Here is a 12,956-nt window from a genome sequence, read left to right as displayed (position 1 = left end):
CCCATGCAGCAAATGCCGCGGCAAGCCGGCCGGCATGCAATCGGCACCGCAACGAGACACAACGCTGTGCTAGGCTGACGGCCAGCCTGTAAGAACGAGGTTTACCATGTCGTCTGTTTCCCCCCTTCCCCGCCTGTTGATCGTTGACGATTCGCGCATCGTTCGCGCCACGGTTAAAAAACACCTGGCCGACGTGTATGACGTCATCGAGGAAAGCGATGGCGAGGCAGGCTGGCAGCGGGTGCAAGCGGATGAAACAATCCGGCTGCTGATTTCGGATCTATCGATGCCCGAGCTCGACGGCCTCGGCCTGCTGGATCGGCTGCGCGCCTGCGGCCAGCCGCGCCTGGCGCAATTGCCGGTCATCATCATCTCCGGCGAGGAAGACGAAGCCACGCGGGAGAAATGCGTCGCCCACGGTGCCAACGACTTCATCACCAAATCGACCGACCGCAGCGAAATGCTCGCCCGGATTCACGCCAATATCGAACTGGCCGATCGCCAGCGGGCGCTGGAAGCGGCCAAGGTGCAACAGGCGCAGACCACCACGCACGACACTACCGGCGCCGGCAGCCCGCACCTGTTGGCACTGCAGATCGAGCAAGCGCTGGCCTATTCCCAGCGCCACCGCACTGAAACCTCGCTGCTGCTGTTGCAGCTCGATCGTTTTGACGCCCTCGCCAGCCATATCGGCGAGCGCCTGGCCGAACAGCTGCTGGGGATTTTCACCAAGCATCTGAGCGCCAAACTGCGGCGCGAAGATACGCTCGCGCATCTGGAAGGGGGCCGCTTTGCCGTGCTGTCGCCGGGGACGACGCTGGATCAGGCGCAGATCCTTGCCGACCGGCTACGTCAGACGATCAGCGCGGCAAGAATGAATTTTCGCGGCGAGCAACTGAGCCTGACCGCGAGTCTGGCGATCGCCAATACCCTGCACGACGACAGCTTTGCGGCGCAGCTTCTGTTCGATACCGCCTCGATGCGGCTCGACAATGTGCCGGGCGAAAACCGGGTGATTCCACCGCCACGGCGAGTGCAAGCGCCGCTTGCGCCGACGCTGGCCGAAGCGGTGCAAAAGCTGGCGCACGGCGAGCACGACAGCGTCCGGATGCATCTACCGGCGTTGCTCGCGCAGCTGGCTCCGCTGCTGCGCTTTGCCAGCCAGGAACTTGGCACCGATGCCTTGCTGGAAACCATCTACGCCGACCAGGCTCGCGGCCAGACTGTTTGAACAACGCGAAGAAAAACGGAAGGATCAGGCGGCAACCGACCACGGTTGCGCGTGCGGGCCGACACGGCGCTCAATGAACAGTGTCGAGCCGGGCTCGCGCTTGGCCAGTGATTTGGCGCTGGCCGCCGCAGACGCCACCTCATGGTGGCTGGCGAATTCGCCGGGCACCACATCGACCAGCCCCGCCGACAGACTGACCAGGGGATAGCGCTGCATCACGCCACGCCGATCAGCGGCGCTGTAGCCGCGTGTCGCCAGATGTTCGGGTGAAAAGTGTTGCAGCAGCGATTGTTCGAACTGCATCAAGGCGCTCTGGCAGCGGGCTTGCGCATCGTCCGAACGGAACAGCACCATGAAGTCGTCGCCGCCGATATGGCCGACGAAATCGCGAACCGGATCGGCACACGTCAGTAGCGTTTCACCACAAAGCTGGATCAGCGCATCACCACGCACGTAGCCATATACATCGTTGTACGGTTTGAAATTGTCGAGATCGAAATACGCGACGGTGAACGGGTGCCGCTCCTCCAGCCAGCGCTCGATCCGCTCCTGGATAGGCACATTGCCGGGCAGCAGGGTCAGCGGATTGGCATGCCGCGCCGCGCGTACCTGCAACTCGGTCATCGCCCGCATCAGGTCATGACCGGTACCCATCCCCAGATAATGCGCTTGCGAAGTGATGATGAAGCCATCGGCCAGATAGCGCCGTTCGGCCGCAGTGACCAGCTGGGACAGCTCCTGCAGGCTGGTCGACGCCTCGACGATCAACGGGCTGCGATCCATCAGCACGCTGCACGGCCGGTTACCGAACAACTCGGGCGTAAACGGCCGCGCAAACAGTTCGAGCACTTCGTGGCGCTTGAGCAGGCCAACCGGGCGGATGCCATCGACCACCGGCAGCGCATACAGCGTTGCGTCGTCGGCAAAGCGCCGGTAGATCGCCTTGGCCGGCTCGTCCGGCGAAACCTTGGGCACATCGACCAGCAGATCACCGGCATTGCCCTGACGGCTACTCCCCAGCTGTGGGCGCTCGACGCCATCGAACTCCAGCGCCAGCCGATGCGGCGGGCTCGTCAGTGGCCGGCCGATCAGATATCCCTGAGCCAGCGAAATACCAATACGGCGAACCACATCGAGTTCTTCGGGTGTTTCGATGCCCTCGGCGACGACACGGGTGCCGGTATTGAGCGCGATGTGGTGAATCGAGCGGACGAACTGGCGCTTTTGCGCATCCTGCGTCAGCCCCTGGATGAAGTATTTGTCGATCTTGACGTACTCGGGCTTGAGCTCGGACCACAGCCGCAAGCCCGAAAACCCTTCGCCCAGATCGTCGATGGCGATACGAAAGCCCATCTCGCGGTAGTGCAGCAGCGCTTCCTTGAGTAGATCGTAATCGTGTGTCGGCTGGGTTTCGGTCAGTTCGATCACCACCCGCTGCGGCGACAGGCCAACTTCGCGGAGGATTTCCAGCGTCGCGCCGGGGCGAAAATCCGGATGAATCAACGTTGCCGGACACACATTCAGGAACAGTTTGCCGGGCAGTCGTTCGCGCACAAAGGCACTGACGATGGTCCGGCGGCAGGCGAAATCCAGCTGCGCCAGCAGCCCGCATTCTTCGGCCACCCGAAATAGGTTGATCGGTGAATGCAGAAAACTCGTCGACGGGCCGCGAACCAGGCCTTCGTAGCCGAATGCCTCGCCGTCACGCATCGATGCAATCGGCTGGAACAGGGCATTGAGGCGCCCCTGGGCAATGATCTGCTCGAGATCACCGCGCAGGATATCGCGACCGTTGGACATAGTAAGTTCTACTCGAAAAAGGTCGACCCAGTCTAGGACTGGGCCATTACGAAACGATGACAAGTTCATATTCGCGCGCGTTTTACCGCCTGGCCGGTTTGCAAATATCTACACACCGGGCGACAGTGCCAGCCGCCCGGCATCGATCATCAGCCCACGTAGGCCCACAGATCGGCGACGACGCTGCCGTCGTCAACCAGCAGGCGCAGCTTCGCCGGTGCGTAGTCCGGATCGGCCAGCAGCACACCGCTGGCGCTGCTCGGCAAGCCGTTGCAGCCGGCGAACTTCAGGCTCACCGCCAGCGCCCCCGGCAGCTTGCTCGCACCGGTCTGGCCGCTGATCTGGCAGCCACTACCCATCGCAGCAATCGCCCCCTGTGCCGACAAGGCAAACATCGCCACCCCGCCCGCAGCCAGCGGCACCGTGTAATTGCCGGCCAGCTGGGCCGCCTCGGCAAGCGGGCTAGCGCGCGGCTCGTAGCCGCTCAAGTGCAGGGTGACATCGGTCTTGGCCGGTGGCACCGCGCTCCATACGCCGCTGGCGCTTTGCTTATATAAAGTACGCGCGCCTTCGTCATCATCGTTAACCACCATCAGCCGGCTACCGTCGCTGCCTGCGTAATACTGGCCGACGCCCGGCTGCCCATCATCGCCGCTGCTGACCGTATAACTACCGGCCGGCAAGGCATCGACGCTGACCTTGGCCGCCGCGGCAACCGGGGCACTGGCCTCGCCACCATCACTGCCACCACAAGCGGCCAGCAACAGCGCCAGAACCAGTGGCGCTGCAGATTGAAACTGCGTCATCGCCATCCCCTTATTGTGTCAGCAGGTTTTTAAGCCGCAAACGCAACCACTGCTGCGCCTGCGGTCGGGCTTCAAAGCCGACCTGCATCGTCGTCACCGTCGCAAAACCCTTGGCGTTCAGCGCCGATTCGCTGCCGGCATCGGCTGCCGTCGGCGTGTTGTTCAGCGTGAACGTCACCCCTGGATACGGATACTTGACGCCATAGCCCGATGCGACCGGGTCTTTGGACAAATCAGCGACGAACTTCGGCGTCATCGCGGTATAGCTGCCGAAGCGGCTGAACACCCACTGCACTTTGGCGCTGCCGCCGGCGTCGAACTTGGGCAGATTGACGTTGATCGCGGTACCGGCCGGCATGATCGGGCCGCTGCCGCGCTTGGCGAGCAAGGCGTTAACGAACTTGACCGTCAGATCGGCGGCTTCGACGGCCAGCGCGGCATTGTCCTTGGTATTGGCATCACCGCTGACCGCGATCGCCGGGATGCCACGGCTGGCGGCAAAAATGGCGTTGCTGACGGTGCCCGACGAATTGACGATAGCGCCAAGGTTCTGGCCTTCGTTCGGGCCGGAGATCAGCAGATCCGGCGCCTTGCCCCAGCGCGCGGGCGCCAGCACGTCGAGCCCGTACATCGTTGCCATTACCGGCGTGCCATCGACGTAGTTGATGTCGGCGATGCCCGGATCGGCGCCGACCGCGGCCGAACCGGCCTTGACCGTGCCACCGCGACAGTCTTTGGCAAGCGGCGTCAGCGGCAACAGGAAGTTGACCGCCGCGCCCTTGCCGCTTTGATCCTGGCACGGCGCGGCGACGACCACGTCGTGGCCGGCGGCCTTGAGCTTCGTGTACAGCGCACGCACGTTGGCGGCGGCAAAGCCGTCATCGTTCGATACTAAAATATTCAGCGCGAAGGCCGGTGTGGCCAGCCCGAATGCCGCCAGTGCGGCGGTCAAATGGCGGAGTTTCATCTCGTTCCCTGTCTGGCTAAGTTTTGTGTCGGAGCGCGATATAAAAACATTTCTGTATGTCCGCTTGATGACGTGTAAGCTTGAAAGCAAGCAGGGAAAAGTCGCCCCTCAATTTATTGCAAATGGCATGCCGATATTGGTACTAACCCTAAGTCAGCAATGAGACCAATCGGCTAAAATCGCCGCCTATGGCTACTCAAATCGAACGTTCCAGCGCAACGCAAACCCGGCTGATCGACGCGACCATCTCGCTGCTTGATGAATTAGGTTATGCCCGACTCAGTGAAACGCGCATTTGCGAGCGCGCCGGCGTCAGCCGCGGTGCGCTGCGTCACCATTTCCCGAGCGGTCGCTACGACCTCTTGCCGGTCGTCGTCGAAAGGCTGGTCGCCGCCGAAGAAGCACGCTTCATCGCGCTCGGGCCGCTAACGCCGCTTGAGCGCGTGCACCTGATGCTGCACAGCACGCTGGCCTACCCGGAACACAGCACCAGCGTCGCGCTACTGCAAATCTGGATGGCCGCGCGCGGCGACGCCAAACTGTATGACGGCGTCGGGCCGATTTTCGATAGCGTGCTACCACGGCTGTTCGGCCTTGATGCCAAGATGCCGAGCGATCCGCAAACGCTGGCATTGCGCTTTCTGCTTCATGGCGCAGCGCTGCACCGCTTCAACGCCGACTTCGACGTCGACAATCTGCGTGCGGCACTGCGCTGGATACTGGCGCTGGTTGAACAACCCACCAGCTTCGTCGAACACTTCGGCGCATTCGCGGCGCGGCCGGTTCTGGAAACCGAATCCGCGTAATAGCCCGACACTGAATGCAAAACGGCGCCGATGGCGCCGTTTTTGCTTGCCGCTTTAGTCGCGGTAACCGTTGGTGATCGGCATGCGCCAGTCCTTGCCGAAGCTGCGATGGGTGATGCGCGGGCCGACCGGCGCCTGGCGGCGCTTGTATTCGTTGATCCGCAACAGCCGCACCACGCGGTCGACGTCGGCTTCGACAAAACCCTGCGCGACGATTTCGGCGCGGCTGAGGTTGCGCTCGACATAGGCCTCGAGGATCGCGTCGAGCACTTCGTATTCGGGCAGCGAATCCTGATCCTTCTGGTCGGGGCGCAATTCGGCACTCGGCGGCCGGGTGATGATGCGCTCGGGGATCACATCGGCCAGCGCGAACACGTCGGTGCAATTGCGCCAGCTCGACAGCCGGTACACCAGCGTCTTGGCCACATCCTTGAGCACCGCGAAACCGCCGGCCATGTCACCGTACAGCGTGGCGTAGCCGGTGGTCATTTCGCTCTTGTTGCCGGTCGTCAGCACCAGCTTGCCGCCCTTGTTCGACAGCGCCATCAACAGCGTACCGCGGATGCGCGCCTGCAGATTCTCTTCGGTGGTATCGGCCGAGGTGCCGGCGAACTCGCCCGCCAAGCCGGCCATGAAGGCTTCGTACACCGGCCAGATTTCGATTTCCGAATACTGGCAGCCGAGCCGCTTGATCATGTCGCGCGAATCATCGACCGAGATATCGGCGGTATAGCGCGACGGCATCATCACCGCGTGCACCTTGTCGGCGCCGAGCGCATCGACGGCGATCGCCAAGGTCAGCGCCGAATCGATGCCGCCCGACAGGCCGAGCAGCACGCCGGGGAAACCGTTCTTGCCGATGTAGTCGCGCACGCCGGTGACCAGCGCCTTGTAGACGCTTTCTTCCTCGCTGCACTCGGGCTCGACATCGCCGAGCTGCAGGTCGCCCTCAAGGTAATCGGCATAGGCGAGCGTAGTGGCGAACGGCGCGGCCTGGACGACGACATCGCCGGCGCGGTTCATCGCGAACGAATGGCCATCAAATACCAGCTCGTCCTGACCACCAACCATATTGACGTAAACCGCCGGGATGCCATTTTCCTCCACCCGCTGGCGCACCACCTCGTGGCGCTTGTCCTGCTTGGCCTTGTGATAGGGCGAGGCGTTCAGCACCAGCAAGAGCTCGGCGCCTTCGTCGCGCGCGGCGGCGGCCGGTTCGATATCCCAGACGTCTTCGCAGATCACCACGCCGATGCGATGGTCGCCGTCGGCGTTGGGTTGATCGAACACCAGCGGCACCGCGCCCGGGGTGAAGTAGCGCACTTCGTCGAAGACTTCGTCATTCGGCAGCAGCATCTTCTCGTAGCGGCCGAGCACATTGCCGTCGCGGATCACCGTCGCGGTGTTGTAGCGTTCGTCGCCCGAGGCGCGCGGGTGGCCGACGACCAGGGTGATGCCGTCGACTTCGTCGATCAAGCGGCCGATGGCCTTGGCGCAGTCGGCGAGGAAGCTCGGCCGCAGCAGCAGGTCTTCGGGCGGGTAGCCGGTCAGCGCCAGTTCGGGCGTCACCAGCACATCGGCGCCGGCCTCACGCGCATCGCGCGCGGCGGCAAGGATCAGGTCAAGGTTGCCGGCGATATCGCCGACCTTGGGATTGAGCTGGGCAAGGGCGATTTTCATTAGGCGGGTGCCGCGATGGGACAAGCCGGCATTTTACGACACCGCGCCGCCGAGCGCCTTGCCAAGATCGTCAAGCGGACCGGCAGCGGATTGGCCAAAGCGGCGCACAGCACTAGGCCGGCGGTGATCTAGTCGAACGGGAGGCGGTAAATCGCGGCAGAACGTGCACGGGGCGAATGCCGGGATGCAGCGGCCTAACGGCTAGATGGCGCTCATGCGGCGGCCCGCCCTGCCGGCCGGCCTTCGCCGTTCGGGCTGCCGGCGTTGTCGAGTATGTAAAAGCGGGGATCGGCGCTACCGCTGATGCGGTAGCCGGCGGCGAAGAGCGGATCAAGTAGCGCGGCTGCAAGTCCGTCACCAACCATCAGAGCGATGACAGTGGCGTTACTCATTGGCGCCGACCTCGTCGGTGCAGGTCGGCTTGCACCAGGGATGGCGGGTAAAGACAGCCAGTGTGTGTTCATGGTCACGATCCTTTGATAAGGAGCGGATGACGCCAGGAAATCCTGCAAGGAAACAGCCCCGCCGGCCCAGCCCATCCTGAACGTGTTGCCTGAACACTCTAAACAAGCGCTCGGCGAACAACCTTGTTTTGCTGATCCAGCAAGGCATGTTCCACAAAGCACAACTGTTTGTTTTTGTTGGAATAAACCAGATTCAGGCCAGCTAGGAAGGCCGTACTGGTATTGAAACCGTCTCAGCCTTGCCGCCGCCGATCGCCGCCAGCCTGTTACCCGGGGCTGAAGAGTCTGGATAGCTGTTTGTTTTTATTAAGGAAACCGGATCGAAGCACGGTCTCAGCCTCGATACACGTCGACGTGCAGCACAACGCCTAATTCGCCAGCGCCCTGGCGATATCGACCTCGTCGATCTGCTCGGGCCGCAGGTAGCGCCGCGCGTATTCAAGGTAGACGCCGCTTCTGAGAAACAACGCGAACAGCACCGGGTCGATGTGCGCGTCGTCGCGCATCTTGCTCATGATCGCGATCGACTGCGACAAGGTCTTGCCCTTCTTGTACGGCCGATCAACCGCGGTCAGCGCTTCGAAAATATCGGCGATCGCCATCATCCTCGCGGTATCGCTCATCTCGTCGTGCTTCAGTCGTTTCGGATAACCGTTGCCGTCCATTTTTTCGTGATGACCACCGGCGATCTCGGGCACGCGTTTCAGGTGGCGTGGAAACGGCAGTTTTTCCAGCATCACGATGGTCTGGACGATGTGCTCGTTGATCTTGTAGCGGTCTTCGTCCGAGAGCGTGCCTCGGCCGATCGCCAGATTGTGCAGCTCGCCGCGGTTGTACAGCAGCTCTGGTACGGTCATCTTGAAGCCGTAGCCTTCGGGCAGCGCATCGCGGGGACTGCGCGGGAAGAGGTGTTCGGACTTGTCGGCCAGCAGTCGTTCGCGCACCGGCAGCGCGACCGGTACATCGCCCTTGCGCAGCAGCTCGTCATGCGAGATGCCGAGCCGGTCGTCCAGCGTGCGCAGCCAGTTGCGCGTGGCGATGGTTTTGAGGCGATCGATACGCTCCGGCGCCATGAACTCCCCGCCCTGATTACATGAGGCGACAAAGGCAAAATCATCGTCGAGCTCGGCCAGCTGGCGCTGCAGTTCGTCGTTGAGCACCGTCGCATCGCCACCGGCGGCGATCGCCTTGAGCGTGGCGATCTCGGCATCGCGCTTGAGCACCTCGAAACGCATGCGGATTTCGTGGATACGGTCGTAAATGGTTTCCAGCTTGGTCGCCTTGTCGACCACGTACTCGGGCGTGGTGACCTTGCCGCAGTCGTGCAGCCACGCGGCGATATGCAGTTCTTCCCATTCGTCCTCGGACAAGGCGAAATCGGCAAACGGGCCGCTCTGCTCATTGCAGGCGGCGCGCGCCAACATCTTGGTCAGCTCGGGCACGCGCTGGCAATGGCCACCGGTATACGGGCTCTTGGCATCGATGGCGCCGGCGACGAGCTGGATGAACGACTCCAGCAGCTTTTTCTGCTCCAGAATCAGCCGCTGCGTTTCGATGGTCACCGCCGCCGTGCCCGACAGCGCCTCGACCAGCGTAATCAACTCCTGGCCGACGCCGTAACGCAGCACTTTTTCGTCCTGCAGCAGGAAGACCACGCCGACGAGTTCGTCCTGACGGTTTTTCAGCGGAATCGAGATCGTCGTCAGCGGTTTGTCGAAATGTCCGAAGGCGCCGTACCAGTCGTTCAGCGCCGGTGCCAGCAGCGATTCAAGCGTGGTTGCTCCGGCCATCGCAATCACCGCCGGATGGACGTTGTCACCTTCCGAATTCAGGATGGGCAGCGTGCGCGGATCGGCCAGCGCCACGTCGTCCAGCCGCGCCTGCGCCGGCACCAGCCCGCCCGTCTCGTCGGCGAGATAAATCACCCCGCCCTTGGCCTGCGCGATCTGGGTCGTTTCCTCGAGGATGCGCGCCAGCAAGGGCTCGAAGCGGCGCTCGGCCGCCATTGCTTCGCCAATATCAAGGAAATTGCGGATGGTCGACTTCATCAGCGCCATCGCCTCGGCCAGCTCATCGATCTCTGTGATGAACGAGCTGATTTGCACCGGCTTGCCGAAGCGCATCGCCCGGATCTGCTGCGCCTCTTCCGTCAGCGCCTTCAGCGGCCGCGATGCCAGCCTGGAAATCAGATAGGCCGCCAGTGCGGCGACCAACAAAATGGCGCCGGCGAGGAACAGCGAACGCATGCGCAGACGTTGCGCCTCGATCAGCAGCTCATCCTGCGGCGCCGCGACGGCAAGGAACAGCGCACTGCCGCCGCGCAGCGGAATCGGCGCGGCAAAGCCCAACCAGTCCTGCCCCGCCACGCTCAGTGTCTTGGCGTTGCCCATCTCGAAAGTGCGGTCGAGCAGACGCTCGAGCACCGGCCGCTTCAGCTCGCCAATCCGTGCCTGCCTGATCTTGCTGTCGCCAGCCTCGCGCATCAAGGTCGCGCCGTCCGAGGCGGCAATCACGTTACCCGCACCATCGACGATGCCCAGCGCGGCATTGGGCGTCATCTTTTCCTTGACGAGCACCGTATCAAGCGCCGCCAGCGTGATGTCGGCGCCGACCACGCTGCGCCCGTTGGCGGTACGCCGCGACAAGGTCGTGCCGATCTCGCGGGTGGTGAAAAACAGATAGGGATCACTGATCTGGTGTGCCGGTTTGCCGATCGCGCCGATGTACCACGGCCGGGTGCGCGCATCGAAGCGGTAGCCGGGCGCGAAGCGTTTTTCGATCAGGCTCAGGTCGTTGCGGTAGTAGAGGAAAGCGCCGTCGCCGTCGACAAGGCTCTGCACCAGGAAGGCCGTTCCCGGCGGCAGCGGTTGCGCCGCGCCGAATAGCGGCGCACCGGTCAGCTTGCGAACGAGGAAGAAGTCACCGTTCTCGTAGCCGATGTAGATCGCCGACAGGCTGGGCTGGCTCCGCAGCGCTTCGGTCAGGTAGGCGAGGCTTTCGAGGCGCTCGTCCAGATCGAAGGCATACATCAGATGTTGCTGCGCCAGCAGGTCGACCACCGTCAGCGCCGGCGCGTAAATACCCTCGACCGTGCGTACCGTTTGCGAGCCGATCTGGTTGAACAGGCTCTCGGTCGCCGCCAGCAGCATCTGCCGGGTGCTGCGGTACTGAAAATAGGTATTCACCAGCGCGTAGCAGGTGATCAGCGCGACAAAAAGATAGGCAACGTGCAGATGCAGCGGATAACTGCGCCGCCGCTTCGGTGCGGCGTGGTTTTTTGACATGACGGCAAGGCTCCCGACAACTTGGCTTAAAGCTTAGTTCACCGTGGCTATCCGGGCTTGGCTAGGCCCACCGTAGCGGCAAAAAAGAGCGGCTGAACCATGGGTCACAGGCCATGCGCCGATCACCCAGCATGGGCTTCGGTGAAACGACAGGCCGGTCGGTATAATCGACACCTAATGTGACCGCGCTAGGCACGCAATATGAATATCCCTCACCTGCCGCTCCGCCAAGCCCGCTGGCCCATTGTCGTTTTCGCCGGCTGGCTCACCTACCTCGTGCTGGCACTAGGCTGGCTGGCGTGGGATGACGCCGTCCGCGCTTTCCTCTGCCGCTGACTTTCTCTACCGTTTACTGGAATACCTGATGCCCTCGGCACCCCTCACATCGATTTCCGGCCTCTTGCAGCAGGCCGCCCGTCAAGCCGACCGCATGCTGCTTTACGTACTGGCCGGCCTGTTCGTCATTTCGCTCGGGCTCGCCTCGTGGCACGACAGCTGGCCGTCGGCGCTGGCGATCGGGCTTCCGGCGCTGCTGGTGCCGTGGCTGCTCTACCGCGCCCAGCCCGGCGGGCTGCTGGTGCGCCTGGCCAACGCGGCGGCGCTGATGGCGTTCGCCGCGCTGCAAATTCATCAGAGCCGCGGCATGCTGGAGTTCCACTTTTCGATTTTTTGCCTGCTGGCGTTCCTGCTGTATTACCGCGACTGGCGCCCTATCGTGTTCGCCGCCGCGCTGATCGCCGTTCACCATGTTGCGGTCAGCTTTATGCAGGCGGCGCAGATGCCGGTATTTGCCTTTCCGGCCGGCCAGTTTTCGCTGTGGCTGGTGGTGGTGCACGCCGCCTTCGTCGTCGCCGAAACCGCGGTGCTGTGCCTGCTGGCGCAGCGGATGGCGCTGGATCAACGCGCCGGCTACGCCGTCGCCGCGCACTCCGAATTGATCAGTCAGGGCGATCTGGTCTCGCGCATGGATGAACGACTCGGCGGCATCCACCTCGCGCACTCGGTCCACAATATGCAGGACCAGCTCGCCGCGCTGATCCGCGAGGTCGTGGTGCTCAGCCATCGCATCGACCAGGACTGTGGCGCGCTATCGCGCCTGGCCGGCGAATCGGCCACCAACTCGGCCGGCCGGGTGCGACTGGTCAGCGCGCTCGCGGTCGATATGCAGCGTTTGAGCCAGATGGCGGCGGCGCTGGCCGAAAACGCCGACCGTTCCGCCGTGCTCGCCGGCCGCTCCAGCGAGCTCGCCAGCGAAGGCGGCCGGGTGATCGGCGATTCGGTGGCCGAAATGCAGGTCATCGCCAGCCAGCTCGACCACACCGCCGGACAGGTCGAAACCCTGGTCGAGCAGACCGGCCAGATCGGCGGCATCGTCGGCGTGATCAAGGACATCGCCGACCAGACCAATCTGCTGGCGCTGAACGCGGCGATCGAAGCCGCGCGCGCCGGCGAACAGGGCCGCGGTTTCGCCGTGGTGGCCGACGAAGTGCGCAAGCTGGCCGAGCGCACCACCTCGGCCACCGGTGAGATCAATGTGATGATCGAGCAAATGCAGGCTAGCAAGAGCGCGGCACTCGAAGACATGCAAACGGCGCTGAAACGGGTGGCGAACGGCCAGAGCCTCGCGCAGCAGGCCGGCAGCGCCATCCGCGAAATCAACACTGCCGTGCACGATTCGGCCAGCCTCGTCACCGCAATGAGCCGCGAGCTGCAGCAACAGGCCAGGGAAAGCGGCCGGATCGAAGCCGAGCTGCAATCGCTGGTGACGGCCGCCCACCAGGGCGACAGCATCACCGCCGAAACCGCCACCCTGGCGAGCGACCTCGAAGGCATCGCCGGCAGCGTTCGCAGCAATGTGGGGCGTTTCCGGGTTTAACACCGGCAGCGGATGCCGCTGCGACAGCGGCTCCGAGCCGTC

10 protein-coding genes are annotated in these 12,956 nt (G+C 63.3%); 4 read left to right on the top strand and 6 right to left on the bottom strand.

Features of this window, described 5'->3' with window-relative positions; translation table 11 throughout:
- Positions 1 to 106: 106 nt before the first annotated feature.
- Positions 107 to 1,231: a GGDEF domain-containing response regulator gene (locus tag JLC71_RS00860; protein WP_200916807.1), complete on the top strand. Its 1,125-nt coding sequence runs from the start codon at positions 107 to 109 to the stop codon at positions 1,229 to 1,231.
- Between the two features lie 24 nt (positions 1,232 to 1,255).
- Here JLC71_RS00860 and JLC71_RS00855 read toward each other — a convergent pair whose 3' ends face one another.
- From JLC71_RS00855 to surE, 3 genes are all read right to left on the bottom strand, one after another.
- A complete protein-coding gene (locus JLC71_RS00855; RefSeq protein ID WP_200916806.1) occupies positions 1,256 to 3,031 on the bottom strand; it encodes a GGDEF domain-containing protein in 1,776 nt (591 codons plus the stop codon).
- A gap of 149 nt (positions 3,032 to 3,180) precedes the next feature.
- Positions 3,181 to 3,837 (bottom strand): hypothetical protein, encoded by a 657-nt coding sequence (locus tag JLC71_RS00850; protein ID WP_200916805.1) that lies wholly within the window; start codon positions 3,835 to 3,837, stop codon positions 3,181 to 3,183.
- A 10-nt stretch (positions 3,838 to 3,847) separates the two neighbouring features.
- Entirely contained in the window at positions 3,848 to 4,804 is a 957-nt protein-coding gene (gene surE, locus JLC71_RS00845; RefSeq protein ID WP_200916804.1) for a 5'/3'-nucleotidase SurE, read from the bottom strand.
- Between the two features lie 188 nt (positions 4,805 to 4,992).
- On the opposite strand from surE, the gene JLC71_RS00840 reads away from it, so the two are divergent.
- On the top strand, positions 4,993 to 5,610 hold the full coding sequence (locus JLC71_RS00840; protein ID WP_200916803.1) for a TetR/AcrR family transcriptional regulator: 618 nt from the start codon (positions 4,993 to 4,995) through the stop codon (positions 5,608 to 5,610).
- A gap of 54 nt (positions 5,611 to 5,664) precedes the next feature.
- On the opposite strand, the gene JLC71_RS00835 is transcribed toward JLC71_RS00840, so the two are convergent.
- From JLC71_RS00835 to JLC71_RS00825, 3 genes are all read right to left on the bottom strand, one after another.
- Complete coding sequence (locus JLC71_RS00835; RefSeq protein WP_200916802.1) at positions 5,665 to 7,290, bottom strand: NAD+ synthase; 1,626 nt, start codon at positions 7,288 to 7,290, stop codon at positions 5,665 to 5,667.
- Positions 7,291 to 7,502: 212 nt separating this feature from the next.
- Positions 7,503 to 7,682 carry a hypothetical protein gene (locus JLC71_RS00830; protein WP_200916801.1) on the bottom strand — a complete coding sequence of 60 codons (180 nt, stop codon included), beginning with the start codon at positions 7,680 to 7,682 and terminating at the stop codon, positions 7,503 to 7,505.
- A gap of 440 nt (positions 7,683 to 8,122) precedes the next feature.
- A complete protein-coding gene (locus JLC71_RS00825; protein ID WP_200916800.1) occupies positions 8,123 to 11,038 on the bottom strand; it encodes an HD domain-containing phosphohydrolase in 2,916 nt (971 codons plus the stop codon).
- Between the two features lie 201 nt (positions 11,039 to 11,239).
- Here JLC71_RS00825 and JLC71_RS16580 point away from each other — a divergent pair, with 201 nt between their 5' ends.
- Together JLC71_RS16580 and JLC71_RS00820 are read left to right on the top strand one after the other, a co-directional pair.
- Positions 11,240 to 11,374 (top strand): hypothetical protein, encoded by a 135-nt coding sequence (locus JLC71_RS16580; protein ID WP_255517311.1) that lies wholly within the window; start codon positions 11,240 to 11,242, stop codon positions 11,372 to 11,374.
- Between the two features lie 28 nt (positions 11,375 to 11,402).
- Entirely contained in the window at positions 11,403 to 12,914 is a 1,512-nt protein-coding gene (locus JLC71_RS00820; protein WP_200916799.1) for a methyl-accepting chemotaxis protein, read from the top strand.
- Positions 12,915 to 12,956 lie beyond the last annotated feature (42 nt).

Origin of the sequence: Jeongeupia sp. HS-3, assembly GCF_015140455.1 — a bacterium.
Lineage (GTDB): Bacteria > Pseudomonadota > Gammaproteobacteria > Burkholderiales > Chitinibacteraceae > Jeongeupia.
This window is presented reverse-complemented; position numbering and strand designations above follow the sequence as displayed.